This window comes from Pseudomonas fluorescens, assembly GCF_040448305.1.
GTDB classification, from domain to species: Bacteria; Pseudomonadota; Gammaproteobacteria; order Pseudomonadales; family Pseudomonadaceae; genus Aquipseudomonas; species Aquipseudomonas fluorescens_BH.
On sequence record NZ_CP148752.1, the window covers coordinates 1,144,988 to 1,164,341 of the forward strand.

Consider the following 19,354-nt stretch of genomic DNA (forward strand, 5'->3'; position numbering starts at 1 on the left):
TCAACGGTCATTTTCTGCGACGCGGTGTTTCGCAGGTGTGTTCAGCGCAGAGACAGGTTAGCTGGATTTTGCGGCGACACTATCCCCTGTGGGAGCGAGCTTGCTCGCGATGAGGTAAGGACAGACACCTTTGAAGTGACTGTCAGACCGCTATCGCGAGCAAGCTCGCTCCCACAGTGGTCATGTGGTGTTTTGAAATCAGTGGCCACAAAAAAGGCGACGTCCTCACGGGCGTCGCCTTTGTTTTGACTGCCGCTAAAACTTACTCGGACAGTTTGTACGCAATCACATAGTCACCCATCTTGGTGCCCAGTGACCCGTGGCCACCGACGACCAACAGCACGTACTGCTTGCCGTCCTTGCCGGTGTAGGTCATCGGCGTAGCCTGACCGCCAGCCGGCAGGCGCGATTTCCAAAGCTCGTTGCCGGCGTTGACGTCATAAGCGCGCAGGTATTGATCCAGCGTGCCGCTGAGGAAGCCAACGCCGCCGGCGGTGACCATCGAGCCGCCCATGCTTGGCACGCCGAGTGGCAGGCCGATAGGCAATGGCGAGCTGTCGCGGCTGGTGCCGTTCTTGCGTTTCCACACGACTTTGCTTGTGGTCAGGTCGATGCCCGCGACGTAGCCCCAGGCCGGAGCCTGGCACGGTACGCCGAACGGCGACATGAACGGGTGCATGATCACCGCGTAAGGTGCGCCGGTGTTCGGTTGCACGCCCGCGGTTTCGCTTTCGCGCTTGCTGTCGGCTGCGACTTCGGCACGAGGCACCATTTTCGAAACGAAGGCCATGTAGTTCGGGCTGGTGAACAGCATCTGGCGAACCGGATCGACCGAAACTCCGCCCCAGTTGAAGACGCCGACGTTACCCGGATAGATCAGGCTGCCCTGTTCCGACGGCGGGGTGTACTGGCCTTCGTAGCGCAGTTCCTTGAACTGGATGCGGCACAGCATCTGGTCGAACGGGCTGGCGCCCCACATGGTTTTTTCGGTCAGTTCCGGGGCCAGCAGGTTCAGGTCCGAACGAGCCTGGGTCGCAGCAGTGTGGTCACCTTTCACCGCGCCTTGCGGCACGGGAATTTCGCGGATCGGGATGATTGGCGTGCCGTCGCGACGGTCGAGGACGTACAGGCTGCCCTGTTTGGTCGGGGCGATCAGCGCAGGTTTCACGCCGTCGGCGGTTTTCATGTCGAGCAGGGTTGGCTGGCTGCCGACGTCCATGTCCCACAGGTCGTGGTGAGTGAACTGGTAGTTCCAGCGCACCTTGCCGGTGGCCAGGTCCAGCGCGACCATGCCGGCACTGAACTTCTCGGCGCCCGGGGTACGGTCTGCGCCCCACTGGTCAGGGGTCTGGTTGCCCAGTGGCAGGTAGACCATGCCGAGTTTTTCGTCGACGCTGGCCAGCGACCACATGTTGGCCGAGTTGCGGCTGTAGTGTTCGCCCTCTGGCAGCGGTTCGGTCGCGTCGGGATTGTTGCTGTCCCAGTTCCACACCAGATGACCGTCGTGTACGTCAAAGGCACGGATCACGCCGGATGGCTCGTTGGTCGACTCGTTGTCGGTGACGTGGCCGCCCATGATCACCAGGTCACGGGTGATCGCTGCCGGCGAGGTGGAGTAGTAGCCACCGGGGGTGAACGGCCCGATGCCTTGAGTCAGGTCAACCACACCGTTTTTACCGAAACCTTCGCAGACCTTGCCGGTGTCGGCGTTGAGTGCGATCAGGCGTGCATCGGCGGTTGGCAGGTACAGACGACGCGGGCAGGCCTGGGCGACGGCTTTGCCGGCCTCGGAAATCACTGCGGAGGCAGCGTTTTCAGACTTGGCGTAGGCCGTTTCGTCGTAGTACGACACGCCACGGCAGGTCATGTGGGCGAAACCCTTGAAGCCCACCGGGCTCTTGATCTGCGGGTCGAAACGCCACAGTTCCTTGCCGGTGTCCGGGTCCAGCGCCAGCACCCTGCTATGGGCGGTGCAGGCATAGAGCATGCCGTTGGCCTTGAGCGGGGTGTTTTCGTTGGTCAGTTCCACCGGGTCATCGGCGGTTGGCAGATCGCCGGTCTGGATACGCCAGGCTTCTTGCAGCTTGCCGACGTTAGCCGGGGTGATCTGCTTGAGTGGCGAATAGCGGTCACCGAATTCGCTGCGGCCATAGGCCTGCCAGTCTCCGTCAGGCATTTGTGGCGCAGTGCTGCTCATGTCAGCCGAGTCACGACCCAACTCGCCGAGGGTCTCGCCCGGATGGGTGAACAGGCTGGCGACGGCGGTGACACCGGCCAGGACCACGGCCACGCTCAAGGCGCCAGTGCCCATGGGGGCAGGGCCGTTGATCAGCAATGGACGACGCAACCACGGCAGCAGCATCACCACACCGAGGGCGAACCACAGCGCCAGACGCGGCACCAGTTGCCACCAGTCCAGGCCAACTTCCCACAGCGCCCACAGGGTGCTGGCGAACAGCACCAGTGCGTACAGGCCCAGCGCCGCGCGGCGGGCGGCGATCAGCAGGACGCCGCTCAGTGCAATGCCGATACCGGCCAGCAGGTAATACAGCGAGCCGCCGAGCATGCTCAGCTTGATCCCCCCGGCCAGCATGGCCAGGCCCATCAGTAGAAGCAGAATGCCGAGCAGGGTCGGCAATAGACGGCTTCGACTCAAGGCACTATCAGTGCTCATAGTGTGATTCTCCGTGACGTTTCAAGTAGTCCTGCGCAAGTTCACTGTAGATGACGATCTTGTGCGGGCATGGTTCAGATAAATCGATTCAGTTGACACATATCCTTGTAGGAGCGAGCCTGCTCGCGAAAAACACGAGAACGGCGCGGGGTATCAGGTTCGCAGCGTTATCGTTGACGTCCATCGCGAGCAGGCTCGCTCCTACAGGGGGTTTGTGGTGTTTTTTAGAACGAGGACTGGACCTTGATCCCGCCGATCAGCGCGTCATCGACCTCGTCCACACCACCGGGGTGGCGGATGTATTGCAGGTTCGGGCGCACGGTCAGCCAGTTGGTCACGTGCACGCCGTAATAAAGTTCGGCGCTGTATTCGGTGTCCTGGGGCGGCAGGTAGGACGGATTGTCGTAGTCGAATACGGCGTTGGCCTGGTTGGTCGCCTCGGCATTCTTGCGAAAGGCCGGGTTGACGTGGACGCGGGCCATGGCGAAACCGATGTCGTCCCGGGCGCGCGCGTCGAGCAGGCCTTTGTAGACGAGGCCGGCCTGGACGTAGTTGTCGATGGCGTTGGTCTTCTTGTCGTGCATCGTGCCGTTGGCGAACAGGCTCAGGCCGCGGGAGTGGTCGCTGGCGACGCTGGTGACTTGCTGCTGAAGGCCCAGCCATACGCCGTGCTTGCTCGACACGCTGCGGTAGGCTTCGCCAGTCAGGGCGGCAGGTTGGCCATTGCTGTCCTTGTAGACGTCGGTGGCGCTGGCGCTGCTGTAGTAGTAACCGGCGCGGTATTCACCCGGCAGGTCATTGAGTTTCGGCGTCCACACCAGCTCCACCGGCAGGACCGCGCCCTGGGTGCCGCTGCCGCTGAGCTTGAAGCCGTTGTCGCGGTCAAGGTTCGACGGGTTCTGCTCGTACGCGCCGACCTGTGCATAAAGCTCTGGCGTCAGGTGATATTTGACCCGCATCGCCCACTGGCTGACCGGCCAGTTGTACCAGATGTCGCCCGCCCAGTTGCCGACCTGGGAGCCGCAGAACGCCAGGTTCTGGAAGTCGCAGGGGAAGCTGTTGAAGTCTTCGCCTTCGCCGAATCGGCCGACCTTGATGTCGAGCTTTTCATCGAGAAATTTCTGCTGATACCACATCTGCGTCAGGCGCCAGGTCTGGCCGCGGCCCCAGACTTCCTGGGCCGAGGTGAAGCCGCCGACACGCGGGTCGTTGATGCGGTCGTTGCTGATGTTGTTGCCGTTGCGTTCGGTGATGGTCAACTGGAACTCGGCGTCGTCCCAGCCGAGGATTTTCTGCAAGTCCAGGTGGGTGCCCAGGCCGAACTGGTCGCTGTAGCGGGCCGTGCGGTCATGGTCGTAGCCGCCGTGCAGATTGCTGCCCATTTCACCGGTGTAATCGACTTTGAAGTCGTAGCCTTTTTCCGCGAGTTCTGTGCGAGTGCCATTCCAGTCACCGAGCATCCACGGTGAATCGCTATCGAAAGCAGGCGCCGCCTGAACGCAGGAGGCCAGGCCCAGCGCGGTAAGGCCGCCGATCAGGGGCAGGAGGTTTCGATGGGCAGCAGTTGCAAAGACAGCGCTGTCTCGCAAAGATTTAAAGTCAGGCATAGAGACGGAGTTCTTGATCTTTTTCTGGGGAATAAACGGAAAGCAGCAGGCGTGAAGTGAAAGCAGAAGCGTTTCAGCAGGCAGCGGGGTGCAAGGATAATGATCTGTTACAAATAGAGAAAGTGCTTTTGCTGACATGCATCGTTTCGGATTTGGTAACAGTGACAAAAGATCGCAGCCTGCGGCAGCTCCTACAGGATACGTATTCCAATGTAGGAGCTGCCGCAGGCTGCGATCTTTTCCGTTTCACCTACATTTAACGTAAGGTGCGCGGCTTCCAATTCCCTCTCTGCTCAAAGGCCCGGCATGACCGAACACAACACCGATCCGTTGCATGGCGTGACGCTGGAACAGATCCTCAACGCACTGGTTGAACACTACGAGTGGTCGGGGCTGGCCGAGCGCATCGATATCCGCTGCTTCAAGAGCGACCCGAGCATCAAGTCGAGCCTGACATTCCTGCGTAAAACCCCGTGGGCGCGGGAGAAGGTCGAACGCCTGTATGTGAAGTTGATGCGCACCAAACGACCGCTTTGAACATGGTCAACCCGTCTGCGTTACGCCGTCATTTTGTGGCCGTGGCCGCCATGCTCGGCTGGGCGGGATTGAGCATCCAGATGTACCTGATTCTCCATTCACGCTGGACGCTGGGCGCCAGCCTGATCGGCGGGCTGATGAGTTTTTTCAGCTATTTCACCGTGCTGAGCAACACCCTGGTGGCGACCGTGCTGACCTGTGAATGGACATCCCGCGAGTCAGCCGCGCGCCGCTGGTTCCTGCAGCCTTGGGTTAGCAGTGCGATTGCCGTGAGCATCGCCGTGGTGAGCCTCGCCTACAATCTGCTGCTGCGCCACTTGTGGCATCCCGAGGGCTGGCAATGGCTGGCCGATGAGCTGTTGCACGACATCATGCCGTTGCTGTTCCTGGGGTATTGGTGGCGTTGTGTGCCCAAGGGCACATTGCGCGTGTGGCATATCGCGCTGTGGGTGATTTATCCGCTGCTGTATTTCGCCTATGCGCTGTTGCGCGGGCATCTGCTGGCGGTTTACCCGTATCCCTTCGTGGATGTGGACAAACTCGGTTATCCACAGGTGTTCATCAATGCCGGCGGGTTGTTGGCGGGGTTTGTGGTGATTGCGTTGCTGGTGATCGGGCTGGATCGGTGGCTTGGGTCTCGTACCAAGAGTCAGCGTTTGTAGTGTCTGAGGCGCCGCCATCGCGAGCAGGCTCGCTCCCACATTGGACTGCGTACATCCGCCCTTTGTGGGAGCGAGCCTGCTCGCGAAGAGGCCCGCGAGCAGGTCACTCCTCGCCGCTGTCCCCCAATTTCCAGTACCCAACCGCCTTGACGAACTGCTCATCCAGCCCATGCTCATCGAGCAACACCCGACGAATCTGCCGCGACACTTTGCTCTCGGTCGCCACCCACGCGTACAGGCTGCCGGCTGGCACCTGGATCTGGCGCACGGTGGTCAGCAGATTGTCCTTGCCACCTTCGCGCAACACCCAGATCACATTGACCTCGGCCGCACTGTGCAGCACCTGCTGCTCCTTGCCGTTTTCCACTTCGACGATCACCAGCGCACGGCGGTTGGCCGCCAGGCCTTCGAGGCGCCGGGCGATGGCGGGCAGGGCGGTTTCGTCGCCGATCAGCAAATAGCTGTCGAAAATGTCGGGCACGATCATCGAGCCCCGTGGCCCGCCGATGTGCAGGAACTGCCCGGGTTGGGCCTGCTCCGCCCAAGTCGAGGCCGGGCCGTCGCCGTGCAATACAAAATCGATGTCCAGCTCCAGGGTATCGAGGTCGTAGCGGCGCGGGGTGTAGTCGCGCATTTCAGGCAGCGGACCGTTGTCCTTGCCGGCGCCCAGCACCAGGGTTTCCAGCGCCGCCGCTTGCTCGGCGTTCTGCGGGAACAACAGTTTGACGTGATCGTCCGTGCCCAGGCTGACGAAACCTGCCAGTTCAGGCCCGCCCAAGGTAATCCGGCGCATGCGCGGGGTCAGGTTGACCACGCGCAACACTTCCAGGCGACGGCGTTTGATTTCGTGCATGACACGGTGAATGGTGCTGATCACTTCAGTCATTCGGCGTTCTCCTGAACGGGTTGAACGGCGGGGCCGTCGACGATGGCTTTGGCGGTGTTGTTGAGCAGGTCACGTACCCGCAGGATTTCGTCCGGGCTCCAGCGCCCATGGTGCATTTGCAGGGCGTGGCGCAGGTTATGCACAGCCTCATGGATTTCCGCCGGGCGATCATGGCCGCGCAGCGAACGCTTGCTGACGTCGATGCGCATGCGCACGCCATCCAGTGCAACAGCTTGCTCTTGCAGGAATAGACGTCCGGCATCGGTGATGGTGTAGCGTTTTTTTCCACCTTCGGCGTCGCCCAGGATCAGTTCGCTTTCTTCCAGGAACGTCAGGGTCGGGTAGATCACGCCGGGGCTGGGGCAGTAGGCACCCTCGAACATGCCTTCGATCTGGCGGATCAGGTCGTAGCCATGGCACGGCTGTTCGGCAATCAATGCCGGCAGCAACAACTTCAGATCGCCGGGGGCAAACACCCGGGGCCCGCGGCCGCCGCGTTCGCGGGCGGGGCGTTTCTCGAAGCTGTCACGGCCATCGCCATGCTCACGGTGGGGGGAATGATGGTCTCTCATATTTGCGTTCTCTCGTCGTGTTTAGATACAACTTAAGATATATCTTTACGGGAAGACAAGACCTCCCGACCAGCGGCCACTCCCGGCAGCGGACTGGAAATCATCTTCAAATCACAAAAAATAAGGGTCAGCAGAGCAGGTGCAAATGCCAAAATTAGTGTTAACTCTCTAATCTGTTGTTTTGGTCCATTGTTTACGGGGAGTGTGGTATTAGTCTTACAGAAGCTACTTTGTTAATATCTCGCAGGTCATGGCGGTTAGAACGCTGTTTGTAGTCTGTCTCTTACAGCCAAACATTGAATTTATAGTTATTTCCGGTTTTTTCTTTCTACGGTCATAGCACTTTGGCTACGCACTTTCAGGAACTTGCCTGCTTACTTTCAAGATAAATTTCTCGATCATCTCTCGGCGTTGAAAGTTCAGCTGGGCAAATGGCTGCTCGTGACGGTTCTGTTCATCATGAACTTTCAGCGCTTATCCTTTTTAATGACAGGTACTGAAAGATGTTCAAGAAAATTGCGTTTGCTGCTCCCCTGGCCGTTCTGACACTGACCTCTTCGATGGCGTTTGCCGCCACTGAAGCCAAGCACTCCATCAGCCTGATCGCCCATGTTCCTTCCGACGACTTCTACGCGGTACCGGTTGATTCCGACCTGGTCAACAAGGACCAGGACATGAGTTACAACCCAGGTATCGACGCCATGAAAACCGTCGACGGGCATTTTGACGTCCTGCATACCGCCGGCAAGGTCAACGCGCGGCTCGAAGGCGTTCCAAAGCTGATTGCCGGTAGCCAAACCATCGATTTGAAAGTCGAACTCAATGGCAAGACGCTGACCACCACTTCGCAGGAGGTCGTTGGAGATACTGAATCCAATACTCGTTATCGTGCACCGTTCAAAATCAGTGCAGTTAATAGCGGCAAACCGGATGCCGGCGACTACACCGGTGTAGTCATGCTGGTCGTTGAACCTTCTGTTTAATTAAGGCATTCGACGTTAAAACGCTTACTTGTTCCAAGTAACGTACCCGGTCGGCAAACTTTCCGGTTTGTCGGCCGTGTTTTGACTTCTTTGTAATCAGAGTATTTGTTCATGTTCCCGATGACGCCCATCGCGGCGGCGCTTGCGCTGCTGTTATGTAGCAGCGCATTTGCGGCGCCCACCTCCATTGATAACACGCCGCGAAGTTTGCTGGCACAGGCCAAGGGCCTGCCGGCCGAGTTCGAGGAGCATTTCTTCGATGTACCGTTGGCGGTTCGGGTCGAGCTCGATCAACAACCCCTCGGCGAGTCGATGATCGTGTTGTCCCGCGATGACCGGGTGACGTTGCTCGACTTCACCGACACCAGCGAAAGCCGCTTCAGTGCAAGTGAGCGCGAGACCTGGGCCGATATCCTCAAACCTGGCGTGACGCTGGGCGCCTGCAGCGGACAATGCCCGGAACAGATGCTGGCGGTGCACTACAACCTGGAAAATTCATTGCTGTCGATCGTCACCGAAAATGCCGAGCGCGACAGCGAAGCCAAGCGATATTACGAGCAACCGGAAGGCGGCAGTAGCGGCCTGATGGTGCGTAACCAGCTCAATCTCAATGGTGGCCAGGACCAGGACCTGGGCGGCCGTTTCGGCCTGGAGGCCAGCGGCAGCCTGGGCAACTGGACCCAGACATTCAACATGCAACTGTCTCGTCTGGGCGGTCCGGACGACAAGACCTATCACGCGGTGCATGAGCTCTATAGCCAGCGCGAACTGGAAGGGCGTTTTTTTCGCCTGGGTTACTTCACCCCCAACTCCGAAGGCCTGACGCGTCAGCCCCGTTCGTTCGGCTCCAGCCCCGATACCGCCGTGGGAGTGATGTATGGCAGTTCCGACAGCCTGGCGATCGACAGCCCGAAACCCAGCGTGTACCCGGTTTATGTCACGGCCAACCGGCAAGGCTCCGTGGAAATCTATCGTGACGGCCTGCTGATCAACACCCAGTCAGTCCCGGCCGGTTTGCAAACCCTCGACACCCGTCCGTTGCCGGGCGGTATCTATGAAGTGGAAGTGCGACTGATCGAGGATGGTCAAATCACCTCGACCACTCAGGAGCTGATTTACAAACCAAGTAACTGGCGCAACTTTGATGAGCGCTGGCGCTACAACCTATTTGCCGGGCAGGAAAGCAAATTGCTCAGCAACTGGGATCAACAGGCCAGTGGTGATGCCACCGTCGGCGCGGCGATCAACTACTTGCTGCATCCACGGGTGATTCTCGGGCTGTCGGCCCGGCAGGTGCGGGAAACGCTGCAATACGGCAGTTCCATCGACTGGACCCTGGGCAACAGCGTCAGTCTCTACGCCAACCTGTACCAGACCGAAGACCACGGCACCGGCGCCGACTTGCAAGGCCTGTACAACTATGGCGCCGGCAGTCTGGTGATCAGCCACAACCGCAGTTGGCTCGACACCACCAACACCTACGACACCTTGCCCGACGGCACTCGCGTGCGTCAGCGCAACGTGTTCACCGGGGAGACCAGCAATTCATCGCTGGCGCTCAATCACCGGATCAGCCGTAAAAGTTCGTTCAACGCGCGGGTGTCTCACAGCGAGGGCAACGTCGAAGGCGTGGGCGCCGATCTGGGCTGGACACAACGCACCGTGTTGTTCGGCAGCGACGCCAACTGGCGGTTGTCGCTGTTTGATCGTCCGGGCAGTTTCAGCAGCGGTGATGCGCGCAATCGTGGCGTCGACCTGAGCATCAACATGGCGTTGGGCGGTCCGGGGCAGCAGATTTCCGGCAGCATCGGCAGCCGCACGGCCCGCGATGGCAGCCGTGACAACAATGGCTCGCTCGGTTACCGCAAGGACCTGCAAGAGCACGTGCTGCAAAGCGTCTCGGTGACGGCGCTCAGCGATACCTATGGTGTCGGTCTTTCGAGCCTGGCGAACTTTCGTACCGACGCGATCAACGGCGATGGCTTTATCCAGCGCTCGTCGTTCAACGACAACTTCACCGGCGGCCTGAACCTGGACAGCACGCTGGTGGTTGGTGCCCGGCGCATGGCCTTGACCAGCCAGCATCAGGGACGCGGGGCGGGGATGATCGTCGACGTCGAGTCCGACATCGATGGCATCGCCTTGCGCGCCGACGACCTCAGTGGCGGCAGCGCAGCCTTGCGTCCGGGGCGCAATTTCATCCCGCTCACGGCTTACAAAAACAGCTCGGTGAGCTTCGACTTTGAAGGCAACCATGTGCCGGCGGCGAGCATCGAGCCGGCACGTACCCGCTATCACCTGAACAAGGGCGGCGTGGAGTACCGCAAGGTGCGGGTGATGAAAACCCTGACCGTGCTCGGTCGGCTGGTCGATCCGCAAGGGCGGCCGCTCAAGGGGCACCACGTGATCAATCACGCCAGCCGCGGGGTCAGCGAAGTCGATGGCTTCTTCTCGATGGAAATGAATGCCGGCTCACCCACCCTGGAAGTGCGTTATGCCGACCAGTTGCTGTGCCAGTTCCGACTCGACGTCGATCAGCACCGCAGTGAAAACAACGTGCTGATGATCGGTGATCTGCGTTGTTCGCCGGATACGTTGGCCGGTGTTGGTCAGCCTGACGAGAAGGCCAGTTGACCATGAAGGATTCATTTTTCGCGAGGCAATTGAATATGAAGACTTGCAACGTTGTTCAGCGGGTGTCGTTGGGTTTCGCCGCGATACTGCAATCTCTGGTGTTTTCAATGTCGGCAGGGGCTGCGTCCATCGAGGTAACGGCAATGTTCAAGCCTGATCCGAGCAATCCCATGCGTAACGAATTCACCAATACAACGCCCTTTACCGGGCACTGCGCCTCCTACCCGACGTTTTGTGAGGGGTTGTCGATTTTCAGTATTTTGGTGCCAATCGACTTCAGCTCCATTGCACCGATCGAAGCCAGTCACAGTGATATGCGCAAGGGAGCGATGTTCCGGCCACCAACGGACTGGAGACCTTTGCTGGTTACTCATCAAGAGACCGGCGAACAGTCGACGTTGCAGGTGCGCATCGCATCGATTGGCGCGAGGTATTACCTGCCGGACAGGGTCCAAAACATTATTGGTGAAGGCGCGCCGGTGAATAATTCGAACGCACACCAGATGCTGTGGGGAGGCTACAACTGGACCTTTCCTCCTGGACCCTGCGCTTTTACCGGCGGCATGTATGTCGAACCTGACTGGCGATCATTCTTCTGGCTGACACCGCTGGGCAGCCTCTGCGCACCGACGGCGGCTTACCGAATTGAAAGCCTGCGTTATGACATGTTGCAGATCGGTTATGAGCTTCGCACGCCGAACCCCCTGGAAATGTCCACCGGGCGGTATGTTGGCGGCTACACCTACGGCGTCGGGCCTGGGCGCGATTTTGATATGGGCGACATCATGCTGCCCAGCGATGACAGCCTGACCATCAACTTTACCCTTGATGTTCAGCACACCCTCAAAGTCGACATTCCCCCCGGTGGCGAAAAAATCCAGATGATTGCGCAAGGCGGCTGGCAAAACTGGTTGCACTCGGGGCGCAAGCCTGTGCGGATATTCCGTGACCAGACCTTCCACATCTCGGCATCGTCGCGTTTCAAGATGTTCCTGGATTGTCAGTTCGGCCCAGGAACCAGTTGCTACATAAATGACGGCAACAACATCTTCGTTCCCATCGTGGTGAGTGTCAGTTTGCCCGCGGGGTTGATGGACAGCAGTGGCAATCCCGTCAGGCAGCAAGCCTTGAAGGTCGGAGAGGAATATGGCGTCGTGTTCCAGCCCAGTCAGTACGTCGATCGACAAAACGGGACGCTGCACTTTGAGCTGCACAAGGATGCGATTGAAATCGTACTCGCGCCAACCACGCCCAAACATTACTCCGGCACTGTCGTTGTGATCTGGGATTCGGAGGTTTAGTGCGCACGAATGAAATGTCCCCAAGCAGCGTTGTCTTGAACGGTCGAGGTCAGAAGCAATGAAGTATTTGATGATGTGGATGTGTTGCGTGGTTTTTTCCTGCATGGCCAATGCCGGCCCGCAGATCAATGTTGGAACGGTTTACGACTATCTGGACAGCGACAAGAGCACCTACCTCAAGCGCGTGTTCAACAGTGGCGACAGCACGGCGTTCGTCAAGGTCAACATCCTGGAAATCGTTTACGACGCCGATGGCAGCCATCGTGAAATTCCGGTCAAGACCCAGGCGGACGGCAGTGGCCGGGATGGCTTGATGGCCAGCCCTGCGCGCCTGATCGTGCCGGCCAAGGGCATGCAGGGTACGCGCCTGCTGGTCATGGGCTCGCGGGACACCGAGCGGTATTTTCGCGTGCGTTTCGTGCCGGTGGTGCCGGAAAAGGAAGATGAGTTCGCCGTGTCGGCTGAAGAACGGGACGCCTACAAAGAGAACCTGTCGGCGGGCGTCAACGTGATGACCGGGTTTGGCACGGTGTTTTTCGTGCGGCCGAAAAACAGTCGCTTCGACACTGTAATCGACGACGGCGCCGGTGTTTACCTACTGCGCAACAATGGCAACACCGTGGTGCTGATCGATGAGTTCCGAAACTGTTCGCTGAAGAATGAAAGCGAGTGCGAGCCGGTCACCAAGCATCACATTCTGGCGGGCAAAACCTTCGAGTTCGAAAAGAAACCCGGACGCGAGTATCGCTTCAATCTGGTCGAGGGCGCGTCGAAGAAAACGCTGCGCATTGCCAGCCAATAACACCGCAGAGGCGAGTCGCCCTGGCGCGCTCGCGGCATTTTTTGACGTAGCAGGTAGCAGACATGATCAAGCAATTGGCCGTCGCCATATGCGCAGGTGTTATGGCACTGGTGAGTTCCCTTGCGTTTGCCGCGCGGGAAGAACGCACATTCGAGGTGTCGGTGGATATCCCGACCCTGGGGTTTTACGTGATACCTGCCGAGACGAACTGGATACATCGCGAACAGATATTGCCATGGAACATTCACACAAAAACGCTGGAGGGGCTGCGCAAGAATTTCGACGTCAAGCACGACACCAGTGCGATCGAGGCGCGGCTGGAGGCCGAGCCTTACTTGTCCAACGGGCGCGACGACCAGAACATCTATTTGCGCGTCAGCTTCAACGGCAAGGAATTGAGTCATGACCCACGACCGCAAGAAGTGGTGCCTGTGGCGCAGGCCATGGCGGGTGGACGCTTCCCGCTGGAGATCCAGCCGAAAGTGCCCGCTGGCGGTTACAAGCCGGGCCATTACTACGGCAATGTCCAGTTGATATTCACCGCTGCCGCGCCTTGACGTGAAACAGACTGATGGAGTTCATATGAACGTCTCGCGTTCTTTCGTTTCACGCCCTTTTTGTTGGTTGGCGGGCGCTTTGCTTGCTTGTGCAGCAGCAAGCCCGGTCGAGGCTCAGGTGGCTACGATCACCGCGTTATTCAAGCCGGACTCGGCGCGTCCGCACCTCAACAAGTTCACCAATACCACGCCGCCCAGCGGCTATTGCGCGAAATACCCGCAGCAATGTGAGGCGAATCAGTTTTTCAGCCTGCAGGTGCCGATTCAATTCAATTCCCGTGTGCCGATCCCGGCCAACCATTCTTCCCCCAGGCAAGGGGCAATGTTGAAAGTCCCGGCGCAATGGCGCGAACTGACGGTGCATCACGAAACCACCGGTGACCCTCAGAAGGTCAGGGTGCGTATCGCCGGCATTGGCTCGCGGGCCGTGACGGATGATGTGAAGGAGCTGGTGGGGGGCGCCGATGACTACCAGATTGCGCACAATCGATTGTGGGGCTCGAGTTGGGTGTACGCGCCGTCACCGTGCCAAAACAGCGGTTATGGATTTTACGGCACTTATTACTATGATTTTTTCTGGAGAACGCCCACGGTGGGCGCCTGTGCAAAACAGGCAAAATTCAACGTCCCCTGGTTGCGTTTCGATTACCTGGATTTCGGCTACGAACTGGAGACTCCCAATCCCTTGGGCATGGCTTCAGGGCAATATACCGGTTCGCTCACCTATAGCGTCGGACCCAATGGCGATTTCGATTTCGGCGATGTCCTGTTGCCGACCGATTCGGCATTGACCCTGGACTTCAACCTCGATGTGCAACACACCCTCAAGGTCGACATTCCTCCCGGTGGCGAAAAACTCCAACTGGTCCCGGCGGGCGGCTGGCAAAGCTGGTTGCACGCGGGACGCAAACCGGTGCGATTGTTCCGTGACCAGACTTTCCATATTTCAGCGTCGTCGCGTTTCAAAATGTATTTCGAGTGTGAGCGATGGAGTACTTATGATTGCGTGATCAAGGATGCAATCGGCAGGCGACCGGTCGAACTGCGGGTCAGCGTGAGCCTGCCCAATGGCTTGACGGATTTGTCCGGTCAACCGGTCAAGCATCAGCGACTCAAGTGGGGACCCGAAGGCGCGCAAATATTCCAACCCGGTTTCTATGTGGACAGGGCACCCGGCGTTCTGCACTTCGAGGTGCCGGAGTATGAGGTGGAGTGGATGCTGCAACAGCCCAACATCGCGAGCCCGTACACCGGTCGTGTCACGGTGATCTGGGATTCGGAAGTCTGACGGGCTGAGTATCAATGGCAAGCAGGCGGCCTGACGCTGTTGCCAGCCGTCAGGCCGCCTGTGGGTCAGGCTGGGATGGTCATTGTCCGGCTTTACGCAGGGCCTCTCGGGTCAAGCGTCTGGCCAGCTCTTTTTCGCTGTCACCGAGGTCGGTGAGCATCCTGTCGAATTGCGCTTCGCTGATGGGTTCATCAGCAAACACCACAGTATCGGGCGCCGGCAGATCATTCATGAGTGTCCGGAGCCGCCTGCGCAGTTCGGCGCGCTGGATGTCCGAGGTCGACTCGAGCCATTCAAGCTGCGTGGCGCGCAGCGTTTCGAGCGCTTCGTACTTCTTCAGGTACAGTTGTTTGTTGGATTCGATCTGTATCGGCCAAGTGTCCCGCAGATAGCTCTCCCAGAACTCCTGTTCGAGCATGGCGTTGACCAGACCGTCGCCTTCGCCGAGGGCCAGAACGGTGTCGTAGGCCTGATCAATCATCTCGTCAGTGACGCCGGACACCGGCCGATACAGCATGCCTTTGGATTGCCATGGCAGGTTCAACCGCGAGGCGAGGCCGGTCTGGTAGGCCAGATAGACTTCGACTTCGTCCGGGTTGCCGCCACGACTGGCGACATCGGCCCGGGCCACCTCGTTGACCAGTTCCAGGCGCGCGGCGCCTTTGGCCAGGGTCACCAGTTTTTGCTCAAGCTGCGCCGGGTCGGTGGAGTACGAATAGGCCTCGGAGGCGAGCACGCGAATGCCCATGTTGTTGAATAACTGCGCACCGGCATCGGCGCAATCGACAGGGGCGATGGCCATGGTGTAGAGCTGCTCGCGCAGCTGAGTGTCGATGTACACGGCATCGATCATGCGCGCGATGCGCTGCTCCAATTGCCGGCGAGTTGGGCCAGCAGCGGCAAAATCCGCCGATCTTCCCTGTTTGAGCACCACTTCGATGAACTCAAGGGACCTAGGTTCCTCGGTCAGTTCTCTTAAAGTGCCGATCCTTTCTATCCCCAACCCGGGCACGTCGGCCCAATCATCCGCAGTGCCGTCGAATACTGTCGGGTGAGAAATCACCAGAGGTTCGGGCGGCAATCCCACTGAGCGACGAGTCTCCTGGTATTGCAGTTGGTTCATCTCCGACAGATCACCGACGTTGAGTCGGGTGCGCGCAATGACCCAGGCTTCCGGCCTGCCGGGCACCACCTCGGGAATGACGCTGAGGGGATTGTCCCGCAGGTCCAGGAGAAACCCCCTTGGTCGGGTTTTGGCCAGGGTGCCTGTGGGCCAGGTGGTCAGGCCGGTGTTTTTCAAGGCCACAAGTTTGAGCCTTGGCATGCGACCGATATCCGGCGCCATTGCCAAGGGGTTGTTGTCGAGCTTGAGTATTTCCAGGTAGGTCAATGGTTTGAGACGCAGTACTGCGCCGGCATCAAGCACCATGGCATTGTCGCTCAACTGCAGGCGTTCCAGCCGGTGCATGGCCCCGATCCTGTCGGGCAGCGTCTTGAGCTCGCAACGTCTGGCGCTGAGTTGGCGCAGATTGAGGAAGTCTTGCAGCAAGCCATCCGGCGTTGCCATAAAACGCGTGTTGTCGAGTTTCAGTACCGTGACTTTATCCAGATATTTTTTCAGCTCCGGTCGTTTCGGCCATGAAGCTTCCAGGTCCACGGGCGAAAGCTCCCGCGATAGATCCAGCGCATAGCCATCCGGATTGGCACGGTTGCCGAGTTCACTGTTTTTTCGCTCGAAACACTTGAGCAGGCTCTCGGCAATGTGCAGGCGCGTGCCGCGTAGCGGCATCGGATTATCGGCATCCAGCCCGGCGGATTGGTGCTCCCAGAGTTCGACAGTTTTGCGTAGTTCGTCGAGATCCTTTTCCTGTTCCTCCAAAAGCTTCATCGGTTCGCCCTTTTCGATCAGGGCCTGGGCAAAGATGTCGACCTCGTTGTCGCTGAAGTGTGGATGCAGGTCGTGAATCCGTTCGTGCAGCGTTTGACCGGACCTGCTGGTACCGGCACCACGTACCAACAGCACGGTCTCGTGCTCGGCCACAGTACGAATCGGTGGCGTGGCCAGAACCGATCGGCGCTCGCTCGGTGTCTCGGTCTTGGCGATGATCCACTGCTTGAAGAACTCGGTATCGCCCGGTTGATATCCCACCGCTCTGATCCCATCCCTGCCCATGGCCTGGAGCAAGGCTGGAAGAAAATCATCGGCCGCATGGATCTGCTGATCTTCGGCGTCACGCACTTCATACTTTCCGGATTCGTCGCGAATCATCAATCGCACCTGGGCTGCATCTTCCGGCCCGGCGCTGCATCGCAGTTCGCCATCGAGGGCGCCCTGGCGGATTTCGATTCGCAGGTTGCCGAAGGTATCGGTTTGCATCCGCAAGGTGCCCAGCACCAGGCGTTCGGTATCGCCGCTGACCAACGCGTCGTCGTACAGGCCGTGGGCGGCGCGGACCGCCTGGGTCTCGAACTGAAGCTCCCGGGCCTGGCTTCTCAGACGCAAGGGCAGGCGCTTGTGCCGGGTCATCTGCTGGCGTTCCGACTGGGTGGCGCCGGCGAAGATTTTTTCCGCGACGGTTTCAGGCAGTTCGGGAAAATCGCTGAAAAGTGCGGCCATTTCGGAGGACAACGCGGCAGGCGGATTCACCGGTGCCCCCAGACGTTGCAAGGTGTCGGTCAGCAAGGGCGGTGGAGGGGCGTGCTCGATGTGCATCCTGCGCAGCGCGGCCTCTTCAGTACCGCTGATCTGACGGATCTGCTCCAGTTGCGTGTCGCTGAAAGCATCGGTGGTGTGGCCCAGGCGGCGCATCAGTGTCGTACCTTCCCAGCTCCGCGGATTCTCCGTTTCGCAGACCCAGGCACCCTGACCGTTGTGTCGCAGAGTCGGTGCATAGGCATCGAACCGCTGCGGATGGCGGATGCGCTGTTGCCCGGTAACCGGGTCGTCCAGCACCTCGAAGTGTTGATTGTTCAGGCGCAAAATTCGCCGGCCGTGATGCAGGTGAATACCCTGTCCATCAGGCTGTGCATCCGCCGGCAAAACCACGTCGGCTCGTTGATAAGGGCTGAGATCAGGGTTCCACAGGCGTGTCTCACCGTTTGCCAACTGCACCGGTTTCAGGCTTTCGAAAAACGGCGAGAGTTTCGCTCGCGCCACATTACCGATTGCGCCACCCGCCGCAAATGCGCCCAACTGGACGATGCTTTCCAGCACACCGATGGTTTGCTCACCGGCCTCTGCCAGGCGACCTTCGGCCAGGTCGACAATGCCCTCGACCACTTCATTGGTCAGTTGATACGCGGTGTACGCCAGCATCAACTCGCCCATGCCGGGCACCAGCGGCGTGACCACCAGCAGTGCGGCGCTGAGTATGTCCGAGAGCATTTTTTCCAGGTTATCCCACCAGGCCCAGCGGGCCATGCGGTCGGCGTACTCGGTGGAAATCGCGATGTCCTGTGCGTCGTTGAGCACCTTGTTGATTTTTTGCCGGTGGAAGTAACCCCATAGATCGCCTTTGAAAACGGTTTCCCGATCGATCCTGACGCTCGACAGGCCAAATTGCAGGTTGGGGTTATCCACAGGCGTTTCCCGCCAGCTCGGCAGGTTGGAACCGGGCGTAGCCGGTTGCCATTTGACCTTGCTCAGTCGGTCGTTCAGCCCGGCAAAGAAATGTCCGCGCTGCTGATGGGGCACGAACTGGCTGAAGAATTGTTGGTAGCTCTTGGGGGCACTGGCATCGCGCAACTGGCGCGTCAGTTCGGCCATGAATTCTAGCGACGACGGGTACTGCTTGAGCGGGTGCTGCGGGTCATGGGGAACATACGCGATCACGGGAACCGGGCTGGCCGCAGTGTTTGCTTCAGGGGTGATCAGGACGATGCCGGTCAGGCGAATGTCCATCATCGACAAGTTGTAGCAGTCGACGGAGCGGCCGCCCCAGCGCAGGTCTTTGCGGTCATCGAGCAGACCCTGCACCACGTCGAAGGCGTCCTGCTCGATGTCGTTTTTCATCAGTGCCATATGCGCCGCGATGTTGAGCGCAGTCTTGTGGCTGAGAGTGACTTTGTGGCGCAGGACGTTGCTGGCCACGCGGTTGTGCGGCAGCAGGAATTCGCTCAGGTGGTTTTGATATTGCGCACCAATATCCAGTTCACGGCACAACGATTTGAACTGCTCGATGCTCAGTTTGTGCTTGAGCTGCACGACGCCGAAATGCCCACGTCCGTCGGGGCGGGTGATGAACTCCGAGTCCTGGGTGAACGCCTCGTCACGGGAAAAGTTGTGCAGGGCGGCATCCAGCAGTGAGACGGTACGACTGGTGGTCCCGCCGGAAAAGTTATGCACCCACCATGACGTTTTTGCCGGTGCATACAGCCGCAACCAGATCTCTTCGACGTCCTCTTCAACGCCGAAACGGTCCTTCAGTGCCTGTTGCAACAAGGGTTTGGCGAAGGCGTAAACATCCTGCAGTTCGCTCAGGGCCCGGTCGACACCGTTTTGCGCATACCAGCCAAGCTTGATGCCATGTTTCAAGCGTTCCTGTAGCGCTTGTGCAGCGTTCGCCTGCCAGTCGGGAATGCTCACGCGGTCAGTCTTCAGCGCAGTGATACGAGACAGTGAAGCTTCTGAGAGCCAGGAAGGGATGGTCTTCCTGACCAGGTCGAAATGAATGCTTTGATCCGCCAGGTCGTTGGCGAGCGAGTCTGAAATTCGATGTGGGTGGTGCATGGCCTGATCGTCCGTTGATCATGGATGGATCGAACAGTCTAGGTAGGCGGCAGCCCCAAAAAAAGCGCAAAAACAGGTTGATAAAGACGTCTGTTGCGCCTTGATCCCCGCAAAATCCAGGA

Annotated in this window: 14 protein-coding genes; 9 read left to right on the top strand and 5 right to left on the bottom strand. The window is 59.1% G+C overall.

Annotation, left to right across the window (positions count from 1 at the left end; genetic code table 11):
- Nucleotides 1-262: 262 nt before the first annotated feature.
- Together WHX55_RS05135 and WHX55_RS05140 are read right to left on the bottom strand one after the other, a co-directional pair.
- A complete protein-coding gene (locus WHX55_RS05135) occupies nt 263-2,674 on the bottom strand; it encodes a glucose/quinate/shikimate family membrane-bound PQQ-dependent dehydrogenase (protein ID WP_353742170.1) in 2,412 nt (803 codons plus the stop codon).
- A 224-nt stretch (nt 2,675-2,898) separates the two neighbouring features.
- Nucleotides 2,899-4,281 carry a carbohydrate porin gene (locus tag WHX55_RS05140; protein WP_353742171.1) on the bottom strand — a complete coding sequence of 461 codons (1,383 nt, stop codon included), beginning with the start codon at nt 4,279-4,281 and terminating at the stop codon, nt 2,899-2,901.
- A gap of 56 nt (nt 4,282-4,337) precedes the next feature.
- Here WHX55_RS05140 and WHX55_RS05145 point away from each other — a divergent pair, with 56 nt between their 5' ends.
- From WHX55_RS05145 to WHX55_RS05155, 3 genes are read left to right on the top strand one after another with little or no spacing between them, the layout of a single operon-like run.
- On the top strand, nt 4,338-4,541 hold the full coding sequence (locus WHX55_RS05145) for a hypothetical protein (RefSeq protein WP_150728067.1): 204 nt from the start codon (nt 4,338-4,340) through the stop codon (nt 4,539-4,541).
- 46 nt (nt 4,542-4,587) lie between these two features.
- Nucleotides 4,588-4,818 carry a VF530 family protein gene (locus tag WHX55_RS05150; RefSeq protein ID WP_007985772.1) on the top strand — a complete coding sequence of 77 codons (231 nt, stop codon included), beginning with the start codon at nt 4,588-4,590 and terminating at the stop codon, nt 4,816-4,818.
- A 2-nt stretch (nt 4,819-4,820) separates the two neighbouring features.
- Complete coding sequence (locus tag WHX55_RS05155) at nt 4,821-5,480, top strand: Pr6Pr family membrane protein (RefSeq protein WP_353742172.1); 660 nt, start codon at nt 4,821-4,823, stop codon at nt 5,478-5,480.
- Between the two features lie 103 nt (nt 5,481-5,583).
- Here the strand turns inward: WHX55_RS05155 and WHX55_RS05160 are convergent, their stop codons facing one another.
- Together WHX55_RS05160 and WHX55_RS05165 are read right to left on the bottom strand one after the other, a co-directional pair.
- Nucleotides 5,584-6,366: a siderophore-interacting protein gene (locus WHX55_RS05160; protein WP_353742173.1), complete on the bottom strand. Its 783-nt coding sequence runs from the start codon at nt 6,364-6,366 to the stop codon at nt 5,584-5,586.
- Nucleotides 6,363-6,938, bottom strand: coding sequence for a PadR family transcriptional regulator (locus WHX55_RS05165; protein ID WP_353742174.1), 576 nt, complete (start codon nt 6,936-6,938; stop codon nt 6,363-6,365). The genes WHX55_RS05160 and WHX55_RS05165 overlap by 4 nt, the downstream gene beginning before the upstream one ends.
- Nucleotides 6,939-7,441: 503 nt before the next feature.
- Here WHX55_RS05165 and WHX55_RS05170 point away from each other — a divergent pair.
- From WHX55_RS05170 to WHX55_RS05195, 6 genes are all read left to right on the top strand, one after another.
- Complete coding sequence (locus WHX55_RS05170) at nt 7,442-7,921, top strand: CS1 type fimbrial major subunit (RefSeq protein ID WP_150728071.1); 480 nt, start codon at nt 7,442-7,444, stop codon at nt 7,919-7,921.
- Between the two features lie 111 nt (nt 7,922-8,032).
- The gene (locus WHX55_RS05175) at nt 8,033-10,555 is read left to right on the top strand and encodes a CS1-pili formation C-terminal domain-containing protein (RefSeq protein WP_353742175.1); all 2,523 of its coding nucleotides are present in this window, start codon (nt 8,033-8,035) and stop codon (nt 10,553-10,555) included.
- A gap of 2 nt (nt 10,556-10,557) precedes the next feature.
- Entirely contained in the window at nt 10,558-11,856 is a 1,299-nt protein-coding gene (locus WHX55_RS05180; protein WP_353742176.1) for a hypothetical protein, read from the top strand.
- A 70-nt stretch (nt 11,857-11,926) separates the two neighbouring features.
- The gene (locus tag WHX55_RS05185) at nt 11,927-12,658 is read left to right on the top strand and encodes a molecular chaperone (RefSeq protein ID WP_224789733.1); all 732 of its coding nucleotides are present in this window, start codon (nt 11,927-11,929) and stop codon (nt 12,656-12,658) included.
- Between the two features lie 62 nt (nt 12,659-12,720).
- Nucleotides 12,721-13,215 (top strand): CS1 type fimbrial major subunit, encoded by a 495-nt coding sequence (locus tag WHX55_RS05190; RefSeq protein WP_150728074.1) that lies wholly within the window; start codon nt 12,721-12,723, stop codon nt 13,213-13,215.
- 25 nt (nt 13,216-13,240) lie between these two features.
- A complete protein-coding gene (locus tag WHX55_RS05195) occupies nt 13,241-14,503 on the top strand; it encodes a hypothetical protein (protein WP_353742177.1) in 1,263 nt (420 codons plus the stop codon).
- 79 nt (nt 14,504-14,582) lie between these two features.
- Here WHX55_RS05195 and WHX55_RS05200 read toward each other — a convergent pair whose 3' ends face one another.
- A complete protein-coding gene (locus WHX55_RS05200) occupies nt 14,583-19,232 on the bottom strand; it encodes a DUF6543 domain-containing protein (RefSeq protein WP_353742178.1) in 4,650 nt (1,549 codons plus the stop codon).
- Between the last annotated feature and the right edge of the window lie 122 nt (nt 19,233-19,354).